The sequence below is a fragment of the Moorena sp. SIO4A1 genome (assembly GCF_010672065.1).
Lineage (GTDB): Bacteria > Cyanobacteriota > Cyanobacteriia > Cyanobacteriales > Coleofasciculaceae > Moorena.
In genome coordinates this window covers 141,714-159,828 of record NZ_JAAHHX010000011.1, presented here as the reverse complement: position 1 = coordinate 159,828, position 18,115 = coordinate 141,714, and the positions used below count along the sequence as shown (strand labels likewise).

Annotated in this window: 21 protein-coding genes; 9 read left to right on the top strand and 12 right to left on the bottom strand. The window is 44.5% G+C overall.

The window, feature by feature from the left end; genetic code table 11:
• Position 1: 1 nt before the first annotated feature.
• Positions 2-640, bottom strand: a complete 639-nt coding sequence (locus F6K53_RS11560; protein ID WP_293072307.1) for a hypothetical protein — start codon at positions 638-640, stop codon at positions 2-4.
• A 550-nt stretch (positions 641-1,190) separates the two neighbouring features.
• Here F6K53_RS11560 and F6K53_RS11555 point away from each other — a divergent pair.
• The gene (locus tag F6K53_RS11555; RefSeq protein WP_293072306.1) at positions 1,191-1,991 is read left to right on the top strand and encodes a hypothetical protein; all 801 of its coding nucleotides are present in this window, start codon (positions 1,191-1,193) and stop codon (positions 1,989-1,991) included.
• A gap of 241 nt (positions 1,992-2,232) precedes the next feature.
• On the opposite strand, the gene F6K53_RS11550 is transcribed toward F6K53_RS11555, so the two are convergent.
• Positions 2,233-2,655, bottom strand: a complete 423-nt coding sequence (locus F6K53_RS11550; RefSeq protein ID WP_293072305.1) for a hypothetical protein — start codon at positions 2,653-2,655, stop codon at positions 2,233-2,235.
• A 257-nt stretch (positions 2,656-2,912) separates the two neighbouring features.
• On the bottom strand, positions 2,913-3,407 hold the full coding sequence (gene apcD / locus F6K53_RS11545) for an allophycocyanin subunit alpha-B (RefSeq protein ID WP_293045677.1): 495 nt from the start codon (positions 3,405-3,407) through the stop codon (positions 2,913-2,915).
• 24 nt (positions 3,408-3,431) lie between these two features.
• On the opposite strand from apcD, the gene F6K53_RS11540 reads away from it, so the two are divergent.
• The 5 genes from F6K53_RS11540 to F6K53_RS11520 all read left to right on the top strand — a co-directional run bounded on the left by F6K53_RS11540 (position 3,432) and on the right by F6K53_RS11520 (position 6,269).
• The gene (locus F6K53_RS11540) at positions 3,432-3,554 is read left to right on the top strand and encodes a hypothetical protein (RefSeq protein ID WP_269087059.1); all 123 of its coding nucleotides are present in this window, start codon (positions 3,432-3,434) and stop codon (positions 3,552-3,554) included.
• 23 nt (positions 3,555-3,577) lie between these two features.
• Positions 3,578-3,730: a hypothetical protein gene (locus tag F6K53_RS11535; protein ID WP_293017404.1), complete on the top strand. Its 153-nt coding sequence runs from the start codon at positions 3,578-3,580 to the stop codon at positions 3,728-3,730.
• Positions 3,731-3,845: 115 nt separating this feature from the next.
• Positions 3,846-5,231 carry a 23S rRNA (uracil(1939)-C(5))-methyltransferase RlmD gene (gene rlmD, locus F6K53_RS11530; protein WP_293080782.1) on the top strand — a complete coding sequence of 462 codons (1,386 nt, stop codon included), beginning with the start codon at positions 3,846-3,848 and terminating at the stop codon, positions 5,229-5,231.
• A gap of 16 nt (positions 5,232-5,247) precedes the next feature.
• On the top strand, positions 5,248-5,373 hold the full coding sequence (locus F6K53_RS11525) for a hypothetical protein (RefSeq protein ID WP_293017402.1): 126 nt from the start codon (positions 5,248-5,250) through the stop codon (positions 5,371-5,373).
• A 449-nt stretch (positions 5,374-5,822) separates the two neighbouring features.
• Positions 5,823-6,269 carry an anti-sigma regulatory factor gene (locus tag F6K53_RS11520; RefSeq protein WP_293017401.1) on the top strand — a complete coding sequence of 149 codons (447 nt, stop codon included), beginning with the start codon at positions 5,823-5,825 and terminating at the stop codon, positions 6,267-6,269.
• A gap of 12 nt (positions 6,270-6,281) precedes the next feature.
• On the opposite strand, the gene F6K53_RS11515 is transcribed toward F6K53_RS11520, so the two are convergent.
• The gene (locus F6K53_RS11515; protein ID WP_293017400.1) at positions 6,282-6,566 is read right to left on the bottom strand and encodes a DUF6439 family protein; all 285 of its coding nucleotides are present in this window, start codon (positions 6,564-6,566) and stop codon (positions 6,282-6,284) included.
• A gap of 81 nt (positions 6,567-6,647) precedes the next feature.
• Between F6K53_RS11515 and F6K53_RS11510 the strand changes: the two genes are divergently transcribed.
• On the top strand, positions 6,648-7,091 hold the full coding sequence (locus F6K53_RS11510) for a DUF2203 domain-containing protein (protein WP_293070700.1): 444 nt from the start codon (positions 6,648-6,650) through the stop codon (positions 7,089-7,091).
• A gap of 34 nt (positions 7,092-7,125) precedes the next feature.
• Here F6K53_RS11510 and F6K53_RS11505 read toward each other — a convergent pair whose 3' ends face one another.
• Positions 7,126-8,460, bottom strand: a complete 1,335-nt coding sequence (locus F6K53_RS11505; protein WP_293070699.1) for a heterodisulfide reductase-related iron-sulfur binding cluster — start codon at positions 8,458-8,460, stop codon at positions 7,126-7,128.
• A gap of 171 nt (positions 8,461-8,631) precedes the next feature.
• Here F6K53_RS11505 and F6K53_RS11500 point away from each other — a divergent pair, with 171 nt between their 5' ends.
• On the top strand, positions 8,632-8,796 hold the full coding sequence (locus F6K53_RS11500; protein ID WP_293070698.1) for a hypothetical protein: 165 nt from the start codon (positions 8,632-8,634) through the stop codon (positions 8,794-8,796).
• Here F6K53_RS11500 and F6K53_RS11495 read toward each other — a convergent pair.
• Positions 8,764-10,071 (bottom strand): FAD-binding oxidoreductase, encoded by a 1,308-nt coding sequence (locus F6K53_RS11495; protein WP_293070697.1) that lies wholly within the window; start codon positions 10,069-10,071, stop codon positions 8,764-8,766. The genes F6K53_RS11500 and F6K53_RS11495 overlap by 33 nt on opposite strands.
• Positions 10,072-10,232: 161 nt before the next feature.
• Between F6K53_RS11495 and F6K53_RS11490 the strand changes: the two genes are divergently transcribed.
• Positions 10,233-11,837: an FkbM family methyltransferase gene (locus tag F6K53_RS11490; protein ID WP_293070696.1), complete on the top strand. Its 1,605-nt coding sequence runs from the start codon at positions 10,233-10,235 to the stop codon at positions 11,835-11,837.
• A gap of 303 nt (positions 11,838-12,140) precedes the next feature.
• Here F6K53_RS11490 and F6K53_RS11485 read toward each other — a convergent pair whose 3' ends face one another.
• From F6K53_RS11485 to F6K53_RS11460, 6 genes are all read right to left on the bottom strand, one after another.
• Positions 12,141-12,911, bottom strand: a complete 771-nt coding sequence (locus F6K53_RS11485) for an aspartyl/asparaginyl beta-hydroxylase domain-containing protein (RefSeq protein ID WP_293017394.1) — start codon at positions 12,909-12,911, stop codon at positions 12,141-12,143.
• 146 nt (positions 12,912-13,057) lie between these two features.
• Positions 13,058-13,795 carry an SDR family oxidoreductase gene (locus F6K53_RS11480; RefSeq protein WP_293017393.1) on the bottom strand — a complete coding sequence of 246 codons (738 nt, stop codon included), beginning with the start codon at positions 13,793-13,795 and terminating at the stop codon, positions 13,058-13,060.
• 144 nt (positions 13,796-13,939) lie between these two features.
• Positions 13,940-15,187, bottom strand: coding sequence for a beta-ketoacyl-[acyl-carrier-protein] synthase family protein (locus tag F6K53_RS11475; protein WP_293017392.1), 1,248 nt, complete (start codon positions 15,185-15,187; stop codon positions 13,940-13,942).
• Positions 15,188-15,201: 14 nt separating this feature from the next.
• A complete protein-coding gene (locus tag F6K53_RS11470; protein ID WP_293017391.1) occupies positions 15,202-16,431 on the bottom strand; it encodes a beta-ketoacyl-[acyl-carrier-protein] synthase family protein in 1,230 nt (409 codons plus the stop codon).
• Positions 16,431-16,694, bottom strand: coding sequence for an acyl carrier protein (locus F6K53_RS11465; protein ID WP_293017390.1), 264 nt, complete (start codon positions 16,692-16,694; stop codon positions 16,431-16,433). The genes F6K53_RS11470 and F6K53_RS11465 overlap by 1 nt, the downstream gene beginning before the upstream one ends.
• 48 nt (positions 16,695-16,742) lie before the next feature.
• Positions 16,743-18,104, bottom strand: coding sequence for a hypothetical protein (locus tag F6K53_RS11460; protein ID WP_293017389.1), 1,362 nt, complete (start codon positions 18,102-18,104; stop codon positions 16,743-16,745).
• Between the last annotated feature and the right edge of the window lie 11 nt (positions 18,105-18,115).

The following is an 18,115-nucleotide window of genomic DNA, read 5'->3' as shown; positions in this document are numbered from 1 at the left end:
TTTAGGACAATCTTTTGACGACAGATGATGAAAGTTTGTGTGCCTTGACCTGGCTTGATTCAGGATCAAACATATATTGCCATACTTCAACTTGCACCTCTTTAACAGCGATAAATTCAGCCTTACTAGGTAGTGATTTACCTTTTTTTAGAACTTCCGGAGGCAATAATTGGGTTAATCGTTGTATTTGAAGTTGAACTTCGCTTTGGCGATCTATAAGATCGGGAGCCTCCGAATCCAAGTTGGAGAGGTAGTCGCTTGAGGTGTCTCCCTCCGTAGCATTGACAGTAGCTTCATTGAGAGTAGGTGGCTCGGAGCTAGGCGAAGCGTAACTTATCCATTGGCTTTGAGCCAGCTCACGAGTCAGACGTAATAGACGGTTTTTTGTGGGGATCGTGCGTACCTCCGTTGCGAGCTTACCCAACCATTTAGGTAACTTGACCTGAGTCTTCCCTTCGTCAGTCACAATATAGATTCGAAGGAAGCGGGCGGCTGGTGAATCAAGGGTAGAAAACATGCCAAACCCTCCGCCTTTCCAAGGGGTAAGAGACAATTGATGGGAAGCATACTGCTGTACAAGAGCAACAGTAGCTAAAAGGCCTGGAACTCCATATTTAAAGAGAAGGTCACGACGTTGCATGAATTTGGATGATTTCAAAAAGGACAGATATTTGTATACATGATTAATAATATATAGCAGTTTAGGTATAAGTAAAGTCTATAGAAAGTACAGCGTTTTTCATAACTATACTATGTTTTTCATAACTATGAGGTACACAGGATTTGTCACCTCTTACCCTGGCTGACTGACACAAGTAGCTGAAAGCATTGCCAAGAGGGGGTTGCCAAGAAGAAGAAAGTCTGAGTAGATGGAGAAGGAAGAACGAGCCCCCGAAGGATAATGAAAACTCCTGGGGGGGTGACATGCAAGCTGAAATCATTACTGGGTAATAATTTCAGCCCATAAGTTACTTAGCGATGCAGTGCCGCCAAAGGGGGTTCCCCCCATGAGCAACTGCCGTGGTTTCCCCCATGAGCGACTGCATCAAGACAATGAATCGAGGGTTAATTTGGGACTGTATCTTCCATGAGCTTATTCGCATCAAAGCCTTATATAATAAGCTTTTTAGTGCTCATGTCACCCCCTCAGCTCCTAGGTACTTAATACTTCATCTTATCTTCGACAACAGATGCCTTGGCAATTTCCTCAAAGACTAACCCAATCCCTAGGAGCAATCATAATTCTCCTAGGTTGTATATTAGTAGTTGGAAAGCTACAGCAACCCCAACTCAATGCCCTCAAACAAAGCTCCAAAAACACCTCACCCGCAGACCTCCAGCGAGACGTAGAAGCAACACAAGTGTATCTCAATCTGCTTCAGAGACTACCTACATTTGGCTTCGATAATGTATTAGCTGACTGGGTATTTCTGAATTTCCTTCAGTACTTTGGTGATCAAGACGCTCGCCGAATTACTAGCTATCAGCTTAGCCCAGAGTACTTTGACGTTATTATAAACCGAGACCCCAAATTTTTAACAGCGTATTTTTTTATATCTAGCAGTAGCTCCTTATATGCAGGAATGCCAGAAAAATCTGTCGCCTTAATGGAAAAAGGACTCCAGTCACTATCCCCTAAAGTTCCCGCTCAGTCTTATTATGTGTGGCGTTACAAAGGAATTGATGAATTATTATTTTTGGGTGACGCTAAAGCCGCCCAACAATCCTTTGAAAAATCAGCCGATTGGGCAAGTCAATCCCCTGATGAACAAAGTCAAAACATTGCTGAAATTTCCCGCAACACTGCTGAATTTATAAGGCGCAATCCTACTAGTAAGATAGCTCAAGTAAGTGCTTGGTCAATGGTGTTAAATAACTCCCCTGACCCTCGCACTAGCAAAATCGCCATTAGTAGAATTGAAGCCCTAGGTGGTAAAGTGATCATCACACCAGAAGGAGCAGTTCAAATTAAACTGCCCCAGACAGATTAATAGTGTTTATTGTTTAAGGTTAGAAGGTTTAAGGTTAGAAGGTTAGAAGGTTAGAAGGTTTAAGGTTAGAAGGTTGAAGGTTGAAGGTTAGAAGGTTGAAGGTTAGAAGGTTAGAAGGTTAGAAGGTTTAAGGTTAGAAGGTTTAAGGTTAGAAGGTTTAAGGTTGACGACTCGGATATCGCCATTACCCATTACCCATTACCCATTACCAAAAAAACGACACTCATTTCTATCAACATGGCTATATAATTGCTATTAGTAACTGATTTAGTAATAACCCTACACTAAAACCTGTTAGAGAAACCCCACAGATAATCCAGAAAGCCTGCCATTCACCGTATCCTTCTGTTTGAAGATCTAATCTGGTTAAGGCAGCAGCAGCAATCAGCACCAGGATACGGCTAGAATAATGAATCCAGCGCAGGATGATAACGCCTAGGAAAGAGCTGAAAATTACGGAAACAAAAGCTTTGGTATCAGATTTCATCCAAGTCCCGTACAATTTTCTAATCTGATACACTGGAGCAGTTATAGCCAAAGCCATCAACAAGATATAAACGGCTCCGATCAGCCAGAGCCATACCGATACGTTAAATAAGGAATGATGTGATCCTGATGTAGTCTGTTCTACCGTAATCAATTCCTGATAGTCAACAGATATCATCCAGCCAAAAATACTATGGCTTAACAGAAGAATTGATAATGAAAGCCAGGGTAGTTTTTTGATTAACCACATGTAATTTAAAGAATCCCACGACTACAATGCGTGGGATTTGAGGTCATTAATCATTAGTCTTTTGTTAATTGCTAATTGCTAATTGTTAATGGTTAATTGTTAATTTACCATTGACAATTAACCATTGGCTATTTTTAGATGACCAATGACTAATGACTAATCACCAATGACTTAGGACTAATGACTTAGGACTTAGGAGACATTGCTTGAATAATGTAATCGAAGAAAGGAGCTGTCAGCTCAGCCTCCTCGTCGGTTAGGATTCCCAAAGATGCCTCTTTTAAGCAATTTATCGCTTCTGACATCCCTGCCATTGGCACACCTAGGGCATTATACATTTCTCTTGCCCCGATGATACCAATGTCTTCAATAGGTTTCTGATCACCAGCAAGTACACCATAGGTGACCAACCGCAAGTACCAACCATAGTCCCGTAAACACTGATTCCGTTCACGCTGACCATAGGCATTGCCTCCTGGTGCTATGAAGTCAGGGCGTTTCTGCCACAGCTGACTGCTGGCTTTTTGTACAATCTTTTTTTCATTCTCCGACAGGGTGGCAGCAATGCGCAATCGCTGCTCACCACTTTGCAAAAAATCATTGATACTTCTGAGTTCACCAGAGCTGAGGTATCTCAGCTCGTCGTCGGCTTTGAGAATGACTTGACTAACTACACTCATGTTATTAGTTTATGGAGTTTTTTATTGAGTTACTCAGGCGATTCATCCCAAGCTAAATTACAGATTTTAGCTCGGGACTTCTTGCCAGAACTTTTAATTAGTAGTTTACCGACTTTGGGTGACACAACGGAAGGGCATTGGGCATAAGATCAACAAATAGAGCAAAACCCATGCATGCTTGCATCGATAGTCTCTTTCCCCTCTTACCCCATCCTTTACATTCCCTTGAACTATCCGTTGCCCCCTCTTGCCATCTCAAGCTGGCATTACAACAAAACTATCAGGATTTACGCAAAAACGCTATAACTACTAGGATACCTTAATAATACACCCTACAGGTAGCGAAGGGTGCGCCGACCTGAGGGGGTTTCCACCATGAGCGACTGAATCCGATCTCACTACTCCCTACTCCCTACTCCCTGTTCCCTTTGCTATATAATGCCAATGATGATAACTAATCAGCCCAGCCCTGAGTGTTGGCAACAAGGTCAACTGATTGAGGTAATGATTACAGACCTCAGTGATAGTGGTGATGGCGTTGGACGCCTAGGAAATCGGGTCGTTTTTGTTCCGGATACTGTCACAGGGGATAGAGCTTTGGTGCGCCTGATGCGGGTCAAACCTAACTATGCCACTGGTAAGTTACACCAACTGTTAGTGGAATCCCCTAATCGTGTTCGTCCCAGATGTATCGTCGCGGATAAGTGTGGTGGTTGTCAATGGCAGCATGTTAGCTGGGATTATCAGCAGTTGGCTAAGCAAAATCAGGTGATTCAAGCCCTCAAACGCATTGGTGGATTTAGCGAACCCGCCGTAGCACCAATCTTAACCACAGATTCTCCCTTGGGCTATCGAAACAAAGCTACCTATCCCCTCAAACGCTCAGCAACCGGTTCAGTTCAAGCGGGTTACTACCAAAAAGGTAGCCACCAGCTGATTAATCTTAATCAATGCCCCGTGCAAGACCAGCGATTGAATCCTCTGCTAGGGGAAATTAAGCAGGATATTCAGCAGTTGGGATGGTCGATATACAACGAAAGCCGCCACCAAGGACGATTGCGTCACCTTTCGTTACAGATTGGACAACGGACTGGCGAGATGTTGCTGACCTTGGTCACAACGGATCTGAATTTAAAAGACTTGGATGTCCAAGGGCAAACTTGGCTAAATCGTTATCCCCAACTGGTTGGTGTTTGTGTGAATCATAACCCCCACCGCAGTAATGTCATTTTTGGTTCCCAAACCTATTGTGTTGCCGGTCAGCCATACTTGAGGGAGAACTTTGCTGGTCTTGAGTTGCGGCTGCGACCAGATACGTTTTTCCAAGTTAATACTGAAGCGGCTGAGGTTTTGTTAAACCTAATCATTAAACAGCTAGCCCTGAAAGGCGATGAATGTGTAGTTGATGCTTACTGTGGCATTGGGACGTTTACTCTACCCCTTGCTCAACAGGTAAGCCAAGCTATCGGTATTGAAGTGCAAGCCGCATCAGTAGAGCAAGCTGAGCAAAATGCCTTGAACAATGGGATCACTAATGTGAAATTTCAGGCGGGATCAGTTGACCAGTTACTCCCCCATTTGACTATAGCGCCAGATATTGTCTTACTTGACCCACCCCGTAAGGGATGTTCTCCGGCAGTGATTGACATCCTCAGGCAAGTGGCACCAAAACGGATCGTTTATATCAGCTGTAAGCCAGCTACCCTAGCACGAGACCTCAAACTCCTTTGCCTCAACGGTTACTACCAGTTAACCCACATCCAACCTGCTGACTTCTTTCCTCAAACCTCCCATGTAGAATGTGCTGCTTTTCTCGAGCACTGATATTGGCGTTGCCCAATTGTGGAACACCCAAGCATCATCCCTGATTGGTGATGGGGAATTATTGGTGATGGGGAATTGGCAGCTTACCCAACGGTTGCACGGCCATATAAATAGTTTCTTTATGTATAGTCTTTATGTATAGTCTCAATTATCTACATCAATTATTTACCTATTTGACAGGTATTTCATGAGGAAATTACCCAGAAGGGTCTGGTCTGGGCGAAAATTTTCTGATACTATAGACGTAGGGAATCAGAAATAAACAAGGTTACAGAATATGAGTAACGCTAAATGGCTATTATAGCGCTGTTTAGGCATTTTTGCCATTGAGCTGATAGGTAAAGCAGCGACATTAGTGAAAAACCTATTGAACTAATTAACAGAATAATTAACCATATAGAGGTTGTAGTTTAGCTATGCTAGCAGGAATCTTCATGTTTGAATATAGAAGCCAACCTCAAGAAATCGAGAGTTCCTAGTCCAGTTATCCCTGAGCACGATTCAGCCGTGCTTAGGGGGAACCCGATCAAAATCAGGTATCTAGCCTCCTATTATATCAAGTCCACCAAAAAAAAGCTAGGGGTTTCTTGAGTGATTGCCACATCTTTGAGTCCGGCTGAGTGCGGTTGGGAAACGGTTAGCTTTGCTTCTACCCTTTACCTTTGCCCGATCCTCGATTTGCTTCTTGAACAAATTCCCAATAAATGGCAACCGGAACTCCGGCTGGGATTACAAGAAGCATTAGTGAATGCAGCAAAGCACGGTAATAATTTAGACCCAAGTAAGACCGTAGAGGTTCAATTTTCAGTAGTCAATGGTGAATATTGGTGGGTAATTTCAGATGAAGGGTCTGGTTTTACCCATGGTGACGACCAAGAGACTACCGACGTTAGCCTACCCTGCGATGAATCAGAAAGCGGTAGGGGCATGAGCCTCCTTCACCAAATCTTCGATCAAGTCCTCTGGAATAACCAGGGAACGGAAATTAGGCTTTGTAAACAAGTGAAGCATCCCTCTAAGCGCCCTCTATTTTCCTAATCCCCTATTTCCCTAAGGGTGGCGTTTCCCATGAGTTGGACACGGGGGAGCTGAAATAGAGCGGTCTAGCCATCCAGATGCTTGGCGCAATCGTTCAAGGGCTTCTTCTGGATGTTCATTGAGCAGAAATACCAAAGCAGCAGCAGCCTGCTCACTGGCTCGGGCGGAGCGATTAGACTTGAGGCGATGCCAATCATTGGGTCTGATCGCCAAACGCTCTGCTAAGGCTTGAGCCAATTCCAGAGTGCTAGGTTCGATCTTAGCATCAGTTTTGGGGAATTGGATGGATTCAGGCATTGTTTTTTGAGTGCTGAGTGGGGGAGTGTGTCAGTGCTGACTAACTCCCAACTATTTTAACCTAGGATTTAAGATTGCTATATGCCTCCAGAATCGTTTGATTCATCTTACCGTAATTCAGCAAAAAATAGACAGGATCAACAAGATGTTGCTGAGTTTGAAGAGGAATTGGGTCAGATAGAGCGATCGCTTAATACTCTCAAGAAACGTTATACTCAGGTGCAGCGGGATCAGCGACAGCAAGCTCAACTCCAGGAGCGTCGAGAGCAAGTTAGGAAAGACTTGCGCAAGACTAAAAGTAATCAGACTAATAGTAATAAGACTAAAACTACTAATACTAAAACTAATCGACAAGCCCTAAAGGCTGAGTTAAGGCAAATCCAGGAACAACTGGAAGTCCTGGAGCTGAATTTAGAGAGTCAGTTGTTTTCTTGGCATAGTCTACGGGAACCGTTTTGGCATGGGGTGCGCTTTGGGGGATTGGGTTTGGTGATTGGTTGGATACTTAGGTCTTGTGTGAGTTAGTTACTTGTTGACAGTTGTTCTTGTGTGCCTAAAGCTAAATTCCTAATCCTCGTATCGAATAATCCAGTAACTCCATCGGATGCATTAAGGTAATGTCTTTTCGTTGCAGCTTCAAATGCTTCTTGATCTGCAATGAACAGCCTGGATTCGGGGAAGCAATCAACTCTGCCCCAGTATTCAATAAATTATTCACCTTCTGCTGTCCCAGCTCATCCGCTACTTCCGGTTGCAGCATGTTGTAAACTCCAGCACTACCGCAACACAAGGCGGCATCCATCGGTTCCCGTAAAGTCACTCCTGGAATTTGTCGCAATAACTGTCTCGGTTGTACACTAATCTTCTGTCCATGTAATAGGTGACAAGCATCCTGATAGACAATAGTTAATGGCTCATCCCTAAGCGGTGAAAGGGTTGCAGTTAGTCCCACACTAGCTAGAAATTCCTGGGCATCCTTCACCTTAGCTGCAAATTCCTGAGCTTTTTGGGCATACTCGGGGTCATCTTCGAGGATGTGACCATACTCCTTCAAGGTATGACCGCAGCCAGCAGCATTAATAATGATGGCATCAACTTCTGTGCCCTCAAAGCTATCTATCATTTGTCGTGCCAAGGCTTGAGCTTGGTCAGTTTGTCCTTGGTGTTCTGGCAAAGCGGCACAACAGCCCTGAGTTTTGGGAATCACCACTTCACAGCCATTGGCGGTCAACACCCTGACTGTTGCTTCATTCACTGGGGAGAAAAACAACCGTTGCACACAGCCAAGTATTACCCCTACCCGGTAACGCTTCTTACCCACAGCGGGAATAACATCGGGCAAATTATCCCGAAACGACTCTAGAGTAACCTTTGGCAGCATTGACTCCATGGCTGCTAACCGAGGAGATAGCAGTTTGAGCCAATTCGTAGAGCGCACTAATTTCTGCACGCCCAAGGTCTGGTAGAGATATAAAGGAAACAATAATGAACGCAATCGCCCCGGATAGGGAAACAAGCTAAAAATTAGCTGTCTAAACAGGGAATCTGGAAAACTACGAGGCTGATTTCGCTGAACTTGATGACGAGTGGCGGAGATTAGCTTATCGTACTCAACCCCAGACGGACAAGTTGTCACACAAGCCAAACATCCCAAACAAGAATCAAAATGTTGTGTGCTCCCCTCGGCCAGGGGAGCTTCCCCTTGACTAATTGCATTCATTAAATAGATCCGACCCCGAGGGGAATCCATCTCTTTGCCAAGCACCCGGTAACTTGGACAGGTGGAAAGACAAAAGCCACAATGAACGCAGGAATCAATCAATTCCTGCTTGGGCGGTTTTTCAGCATCAAAACCATTTTGCTTATTCGTGGTTAGTTGTTGGATATTGGTCATTTTTAAAGGTTTAAGGTTGTAATGTTGAAGGTTTAAGGTTTAAGGTTGTAATGTTGAAGGTTTAAGGTTGGAAGGTTTAAGGTTGTAATGTTGAAGGTTGAAGGTTTAAGGTTTAAGGTTTACTGGTGAATGGTGATTGGTAATTTATCATTTATGATTGATATAGCGTTTATGATAGTTATAAGATACTTTCAAGTTTTTTACCCCGACTCCCGACTCCCGACTCCTGACTCCCGACTCCCGACTCCCGTTCCCCTCCTGGGAGGGGTTAGGGGTGGGTTCCGACTCCCTAAAACCCATAAATCAAATTCCTCCAATAAATCGACCAGGACTTAAAACATTTTCTGGGTCAAACTTTTGTTTAATTCCACGCATTACCTCTAATCCATTACCTTGATATCCCCAAACATCTAACTCCTGCTTCAAGGTTATGGGAGCTTCTAATACTGTCATAAATCCTTGTTCAGATTCACAATAACTGCGCATAGTTTTAATCACGTCTAAACTAACTGTTTTGGATTCAAACCACACTTTCCCTAAGCCACTTCTAACATGAATCAATCCCAATCCTCCTAAGCTTTCCAAGGTGTTCAATGTCTTAGCCGCAGCAGTTGGTAATACTCCTATTTTGCAGACAATTGTTGAGGATTGTCCCAATTTCCCAATTGAGTTTGCCAATGATTCCCATAGACTGGTGTCATCCCCGTTACTATAAAAACTATTCCGTAACCCTAACTGTTCTGCAACTGACTGTATTCGAGCACATTGCTCCTTGACACTGTCTGCTACACTTTGGAACCTTACCATCAATCCCATCTCCTGACCAATCCCTAATTCTGTGACTAACTTAGGGGATAATAAGTCTAGTGCTGTGGGAGTCAAGGCTGAGGCTAATACTGTTTTTACAGCTGAGGCAATTCCATCCATTTCACCTGTCAACACAATAGTTTCTGCTGCTTGTGGTATTGGATATAGCCGAAAGGTTGCCTGAGTGATAATTCCGAGGGTGCCATAGGAGCCAGTAAACAGCTTCATCAAATCATATCCAGCGACATTCTTTACCACTCGACCCCCGGCTTTAGCGATTTGTCCATCACTGCGGACAAAGGAAATGCCGAGCAACATATCCCGAACCCCTCCATAGCGTTGACTTAGGGAGCCACTGTCTGCGGTAGCAATAATACCTCCAATGGTTGCTTCTTGGGGATTAGCTGGATCTAATGCTAGAAATTGACCGGTTTTTGATAAAATTGCTTGTAAGTCAGCTAATTTCACTCCGGCTTCTACGGTAACTGTCAAGTCTCCTACGGCGTGGTCAATGATTTGGTTTAGGTGCTTGGTACTAACTACCACATCAATGTCTTTACCGATACCTCCCCAGCCTAATTTACTGCCGTTACCACAGGGGAGGAGATGATAATGTTGGGAATGAGCTAGACCTATGACTTGGGCTAGTTGCTCGGGTGTGCTAGGGTAAATGATACTCTTGGGAAGGGTGTCGGGAGCAATGGCTGGTTTGATTCGCTCTTGCCAGCTTGGGTCTAGGTTTTCCCAGGTGTAGATATTGGAATTTTCGACAATTGGTTCGAGGGTTGAAGCGATCGCATTCATAGAAGTTGAGGGGGTTTGTTGATCAGATTGTGGGATAATCCATATAGTAATCGTAAGGGATTGGTGAACAAAAACAGATCCTGATCGTCTTTCCTATCAGCTTATAACTGTGTGTTAGAGCTACAAACAGTACAGCGAACCTTTATTGAGAGAAAGCGGAAATGTCTGTCAATTATGCTGATTCCTATTGGCAATATCTCGAAAGTGCTGGTCTGAATCTGGATTCAGAGGCTTTATCTACTGTAGAGACCAGTATTGAAAGTACGTCTTGGGATAATCCGACTTCTGCTATAGAATTGAACAACTGTGCTGTAGTAGCATTAATTGAAGCTGAGCAATGTGAAAACTCATCCCTACGTGCCATGTATCTGGAGATGGCTTTTGAGGCTTTGAATCAGGGAATTGAGTTGTCTGGTCATCCCCTGTGTGCTGCTCATTTAGCTTTAGTTTTCGCCATGACTGGAGAAATGGAGCAGGGGATACAAACAGCATTTCCAACGTTAATTAATACCCTACATCCTGCTGATATTAATGAGCAATCCATTCCTCTAGGACTAGTTTATCTACCTCCTGGAAATGACTTTACAGATAATCGGTATGAGCAATTGGCTCACATTATAGACGCTGAGGATGGCTACGCTCAATCAATTTTTTTGTTAAGTGAGGTTTTATGTCGCTCACAATTGGTATTTTATAATGCTACGGGATTAAGATTTCTCCATCTTGCTGTTCAACTATTCTCCGATTCCCCCTCTATTCATTTAAAGTTGGGAATTGCTAGCCTGATCAATAGTCAATGGGAAGGATTATTTAATTTACACCAGGCTAAAAATTTGGCTCCATATTCTGCTAGGATTATACAATCCCTATACCTCGCTTATCGAGATTTAGGACAGATAGACTTAGCTAAGTATTGGCGAAATATGGGGCTAGCTAGGGCTGGCGATATTAAGGACGAAAATTCGGATTTAATCGGGTTTGAATGGACTGAATTGGAGGTTGAAAGTCCATTTACTTATGTGACCTTTGAAGAACAGTTACTATTAGCGGTTGAGCCAAGTCTCCGGAGTTTGGTGACAAGTGTGTTAATTGCTCAAGGAGACTGGTTTGAAAAAGAAATGGAGTTTTGGCGCAACTGGCTCCAACCTGGAATGACTGTTATTGATGTTGGTGCTAATGTGGGAGTCTACACTTTTAGTGCTGCTTTACGAGTAGGACCAGAAGGGTGTGTGCTAGCGGTTGAACCGTTTTCTGGTTGTGTTCGTTGTTTAGAAGAAACCTGTACTATTAATCAGTTAGACTGGGTGAAAGTGTGTGCAGGAGCAGCTAGCGATCGCAATGGTACAGCTCAACTGGCTCTTCATGGTGCGAGCGAACTTAATGAAATTGTTTCTAGTGATGAACAAGCAACTGTAAAATCTGGTAATTTTGAGGAAGTTTCCTGCTTTACTCTGGATAGTTTGATGGAGCAAGAAGCTATTAGCAAGGTTGATTTGTTGAAAATTGATGCAGAAGGTCACGAACTGCAAGTTTTAGCAGGGAGCAACAGGATTTTGACGGAATTTACCCCAACGATACTGTACGAAAATATTGCAGGGAGTCGGGGGAGTAACCTAGCTGTTGCTGATTTTCTCATATCCAAGAACTATCAACTATATCAATATCAGCCTTACCTAGGGCAGCTAATTCCGATAAATTCTAGGGAAGATTTACAAGGAAGACTGAATATTATTGCGTTGCCTGAAAATATAGCAAGGGAAGAATAGTTGAAGATATAGTATTTTGGTTTCAAGGGAACAGGGAACGGGGAACAGGGAACAGTGCTAATATTTGATTGTTTCGGTACTTCAATTCATTGTTATCACTTCCGTTATTAATTTTTTGGTACTGGTGGAATATGTTAAAAAAAAGTAGTTAAATCAAGCAACAGTCAACAGGCAACATACAAAGGTTTATAAGATCCGTTTACCCTGCCTGCATAGCCGGGGGTTTACAGCGATTAATTCCAAGAACAAGGTTAATGAGCAGCAGTTGAGCTTCATCACTACTTTCAGATCACCACCCAGTCATCAAGGAGCTGCTGCACTCTCGCCAACAGATTCAGTCCAAAAAAATCTTCTTATTCGGCGATGAGTTTCCAACGCATAGATCCAGCGAGCAAGAAACATAATGAACTTACCGAGAACATGAACTGGCAAGGCCATAGGTCGGAGAACATCAACAATGAGAACTGCACGCAATTCATCAGCATTATTGATAATTTCGTGTTCCCAACTATCATCAAATAAAACACCCTCACCTTCTTTCCAAGAATATTCACAGTCCTTGATTTTGAGAATGGGAGGATTGTGCTTGGGTACTTTCAAACCTAAGTGATAGCGTAGATAATAGCGGGATGGACTAGTATGTAGGGGAATAGATTTACCTGGATCGAGTATCGAAAAAAAGCCTTGACAAAGATTAGGAATACTATCCAACAACGCACAAGTTTCCGGACAAAGCTCTCGATTAAACTGAGGTTTTTCGCCATAGCAAAACAGCATATATATATTCCAACGTTTGTCACGATTGTACCGTCCAGACGCATAGAGCAAATCGTCATCAATTTCGTGATAGCGAGGCATTCGATCTTGATGGACAAGGACTGCTTCTAATTCAGCCTTAATGACTGCATAATGTTGCTCAAATATTTTTAAAGTTGGGTAATCTTCTTCAATATTAAAAAACACTGGTCGATGATTGCCACCGATAAATATATTAAAAATCGGATTGAAAATAGCAACAATTTTATAAGTCACCAGACGATTTTTAATAATGCAGTACAAGCGTTTTAGATTCATGGTCTGTATCCTTTAATCTACAACTACTACTTGAGTGTCACATGGACTCCCTAAACTTATGAAAATTTTTCAGCGAACTTTGAGGAACTGAAGGAAAACGCCTAAAAGACAGTTAGGTTACTGAGCTTATGCTAGTAGTTTTCTGTTTAACAGGTAAAGCCACCATCGACAACTATGTTCTGGCCAGTAATAAACCGGGCTTCCTCAGAGAGAAGGAATCTGATTAAACCAACAACGTCATCGACATTGCCGAGGCGACCCATAGGGGTGTGTTGGATAATACGTTGTTTTTCTTCTTCAGGTGTGTTGTCAGCCATGCTAGTGGTAAGCAATCCAGGAGCTACAGCATTAACACGTACTTGGCGACTTCCAACCTCACGGGCTAGACAACGACTAAAACCTTCAAGGGCACTTTTAGTGGCACCGTATACAGAGAGACCAGCAGCACCCCGGTGGCCAGAGATTGAACTGAGATTAACAATGGAGCCGCTGCTGTTGCGGAGCATGTAAGGTAAGACTAGACGGGTAACACGGATAACTGCTTCAAGATTAATGGCAAGCAGTTGTTGTACAAGCTGGTCGCGGGTGAGTGATAAAAATTGGCCTTGGCTTTGGCCAGCATTGTTCACCAGACCAGTGATATTTTTATAACGTCTTGCTACCGTTTTGATGAAGGTGGTGGTTTGTTCGGGATCGGTGAGATCAAGTTGTTGCCAGTAAAATTGTTCTTCCTGGGGATCAGAGTTGCGCATATCATAAATAAATTTAGATTCAACCCGGCTACAAGTAGCGACAAATTGTCCACGCTTGAGGGCATCCCGCACGATTGCTTCACCTAGGCCACGGCTACCACCTGTTACAATTAATACGCCCTCTGAAGTCATAATTTCTGTCTCTTCAAGTATTGCTATTGTTCCACCAGTAATTGTGATTTATCGACGCTAGGGACTAAATTCTCTATGGTTGTAGAGTTTCCTTTAGACTAAGGGAAGTAAAGTGTCAAGTAATCCTGTCCAATAGTATCTCTGTCACTCCTGAAATCGTTGTAGGGCCAAGACTCCATTTAAGCCACCAAAAGCAAAAGAATGGCTAAGGGCATAGTCGCCATCTAGGGGAGTGGCAGCACCAGTAATCAGGTTCAGCTTGCAGTCAGGGTCGGGGACATGGGTGATAGTATTGGGGGGTGCAGTGCGGTGTTGAAGCGCGAGAACTGTAGCAATACATTCCAGCGCACCAGCAGCACCAAGGGTATGACCATGATGAGCTTTGCTGGAGGAGACTTTGACGGTGCTAGCATGGCTACCAAAAACTTGATGAATGGCAGCAGTTTCGGCGATATCATTTAGTTTAGTACCAGTGCCATGAGCATTAATATAAATTACTTCTTCCTGCTTCCACTTGGCTGCTTGAATTGCAGTGCGGATGCAGTGAGCCATTGTGTCGGCGTCAGGTTGGATCCAGTCTTTAGCTGAAGCATTGTGAGCAAAACCAACGATTTCCCCATGAATAGTAGCATTGCGGGCGCGGGCAGAGGCTAGAGATTCCAGCACTAGCACACCTGCACCTTCGCCAAGAATGATACCGTTGCGGCTGGCACAAAACGGCCGACAACCGTCTGGGCTAAGTACCCCCATCTGCTGCCAACTTCGGTACAGGCTGTAGGATGGCAGTTGTTCGCTGCCACCGGCTAGAATCAATTCTGCACAGCCGTTACGAATTGATTGGTAGGCTTGGCCAATGGCGTGGGTACCAGAGGCACAAGCACTGGACACAGCATAGTGAATACCTTGCAAGCCATAGGCTAGGGAAACAGCACTCACAGCACCGTTAGCCATGGCGCGGATGATAGTTTGTGGTGAAGGTGGGCGTTGTTTGATATAGGCTCGATAGGTAGCTTCGTTGCGGGATTCATCACCGCCAACAGCAGTGCCAAGAATTACTCCCACTTGTTGACGACGCTCAAGAATAACATCCTTACCAGCCTGTTGCAATGCCTGCTCTGCAGCGAGTACGGCATAACGGGCAAAATCATCCAGTAAGTGTGGGGAAATCTTGCCAGGTAAGTCATCTGGCAAGTTTGATGATACAGCCGCCGCCAACCATGACTGATGGCTTGGCCATTGTTTGCTGTTTCGCACTTGTATTTGGATGCTGCTCTCTCCAGCACATAGGCGTTGCCAGTAGCTGTCCAGGGTATTGCCAAGAGGAGAAACAAGACCCATACCAGTAATCACAACTCGGCGGCTGCTATTATTGCTTCTGAACGGAGCAGACATCGATCACCTCGCTTTTATCTTACCGATGTAACAGCTAATACTGCGTTGAGACCACCCAGAGCAAAGGAGTTGGACAGAGCCACTGATATACGCTGTTCGCGGCTATGATTGGGTATATAATCCAAGTCACACTTTGGGTCAGGTGTGGTGAAATTTGCAGTGGGTGGCAGCAGCCCTTCCTGTAGGCTCAAAACAGTAGCAATCAATTCAAAACCTCCAGAGGCACCGAGAGCATGTCCATGACTCGCTTTGGTGGATGATACCGCTAAGTGGGTTGCATGGGCATCAAACAGTTGTTTGATTGCTTCATTCTCTACTTGATCGTTGGACTGGGTACCAGTACCGTGAGCATTGATGTAATCGACCTGTTTCGGTTTTAAACCAGCACGATCCAAGGCTAGTTGCATGGCTTTTATCGGCCCATGAACCACTGGATTGACTGGGTCACTAGCGTCAGCACTCATACCAATACCTGCTAGTTCTGCATAGATTGGGGCATGGCGCTCCCTGGCTGCTGCTAAAGTTTCCAGAGTGATTACTCCTGCTCCTTCTCCCAAAGCCATACCAGTCCGACCAGAGGAAAAAGGGCGGCAGGTGTCAGTCGCTAACACTCCCATGGCTTGAAAGGCTACCAGGGTGGAGAACATTACACAAGCTTCTGCACCACCAGTGACAGCATAACGGGCTTGACCATGGCGTAACATTAAGTAGGCTTGAGCAATAGCATGGGTACCCGATGCACAGCCAGTATGAACGACAAAAGCAGGACCGGTAAAACCAAAATGCATGGAAATCCCGCACACCACTGCCTGATGGTTAGTACGAGTCACCAAAGCTGGATTACAACGTTTCTTTCCCTGATAAAAAAAACGGACTGCTTCGTTTTCTCGACTGGCCTCGCCACCACTGGTAGAACCAAGAATTACTGCGACTTCACTCCTAGGTAGTTGAGTTAGATCCCATGCAGCATCGTTGATAGCTTCATGAGCAGCTACCAGGGCATATTGGCTGAAGGGATCAAGCAAGGGCTGTTGGGGTGTTTTGATATGGTGTTGTAATTGAAATTCAGTCACTGGTGCTGCTGGGACAGTTATGCTGTGGCCAGCTTGGGCACGAGTTGTAGGCGCAATTGCGCTGTGACCTTCTACGACCTGGTTCCAAAAGGGGCGCACACCGACACCATGAGCAGAGACACAACCTAAACCAGTAATAACGACCCGTTCGTCATCGCTGAGGATGCTCATTAGGTAGCTACTCCCTGAAGGTTCTTCTTGGCAAGCAGTTTCGCTATAAATTCACAGGCTGCACCGATCGTATCAAAGTCAATTAGAGTGTGGGCCTCAATTTCAATATCATAATGATCCTCGATTTCAAAGACAATCATCGCCATTTCCATAGAAGTGATACGGTAGTCGTCAAATCGAGTGGCGAGGCTTAATTCAGTCTCCAACAGGGAAGGCTTGACCTTACGGATGGCAGCATAAACTACTTCTTCAATAGTTGACACGGCTTTTCTCCTGAATCATGGGCAATCTTATTACTTACATGGGCAATCTTAGCTCACCGTAACTTGCAACTGGCTCGTAATAATATTGTCATTGGCATCAGTGGCTTTGAGAGTGTAGAGAGTACTTTGAGTGGGTGTAACGTTTAACTTGCCTCGGGCGATTTGATCGTGGCTAATGGGGGTGGAGCAGCCATCATCCGACTCTAGGGAGAGAGAGGTGGCTAGTACTGTTTGCCATTGTAGCTCGACCTCTGTACCAGGGCTTACATTATTACTGCTGCTTAGAAATACTTGGATCTGTAAGGCTTCGTAATCCCCCAGATATTGAACGAGTGGACCACGAGGACCTGTGGCAGTCAGTTTAAAGTAGCTGCCCCCTTCAACATAGTGTTGTTCAACATTTGTAAAGCCATTGGTGACTTGGACTTGAAAAGTGTTGGTTGTCTCGAAGTTTGGGTAGCGAAAATAGTCGATCGTCACTGGATTAAAGGGAATTTCCACCGAGGCAAATACTGGTTGATCAGCACCTGTAGCACGCCAAGTATAGGTAACTGATTCAGCATTACCCACTAACATTTGCTGGGGTTTTACCTCCAGAGAACCGCTGGTGGGTTGTGGGACTACCCCCTGAGGTAAAGTCAGTTGTACAGTTTCGGCGTATTCTACATTCCACTCCAACTTAACTTCTGCATCAAGGTCGATCGGAGGTTGATTTTGTGGTTCCACCTTCCTAAATACAGGTGGACTAATGGTGACTGTTACATTGTCGCGGGCAAATTTTTGATCTGGCGTCCAGGCCGTGAGGGAATACGTGACTTGGGGTGCTTCAGGAGTGACATCCTGGGATGGTGTAGTCGGATACTCACCACTGGTGTCAACCTGTTTATTGATCGGTTGAATGATCACATAAGCAGCCTTAGCTGCATTCCATTTCAAATCGGTGGTTTGGTTACGACCCACAGTAGAGGGGATTGCTTGAGCAACAATACTAAGCTGGGCTTCATTTTTTTGTATCGTAAACTCAGTTTGTCCTGGGGTCATCTGAACAAACTCTTCCAAAACCACTTTGGCGTTACCTTGAACTGGATTGATGATCACATTGTTCAGTTCGAAAACTAGCGAAGCATTGGCATTGATGGTGAAATTTTGGGTGGGTGAAATAATAAAGTTGTACTCTCCACCCTGATTAGTCGCGTTAAAGCGCCACTTATCCGGTGCTTGAGTGCTAATCTCATTCAAGTTAGGGGTCAGATCGCTAGCCTCATCTCCTACCGGCACCGCCAAATAAATTGCATTCCTAGTATTTAAGGAGAGAGGGGTAGAGCCATTTGTAGCCACTAGGGTAAAGCTCTTGCGGGTATTGGCTTGCACCGTGGTGGGATTAAAAGTATAGGTCAATACTGTGGACATGAGTTATGGCT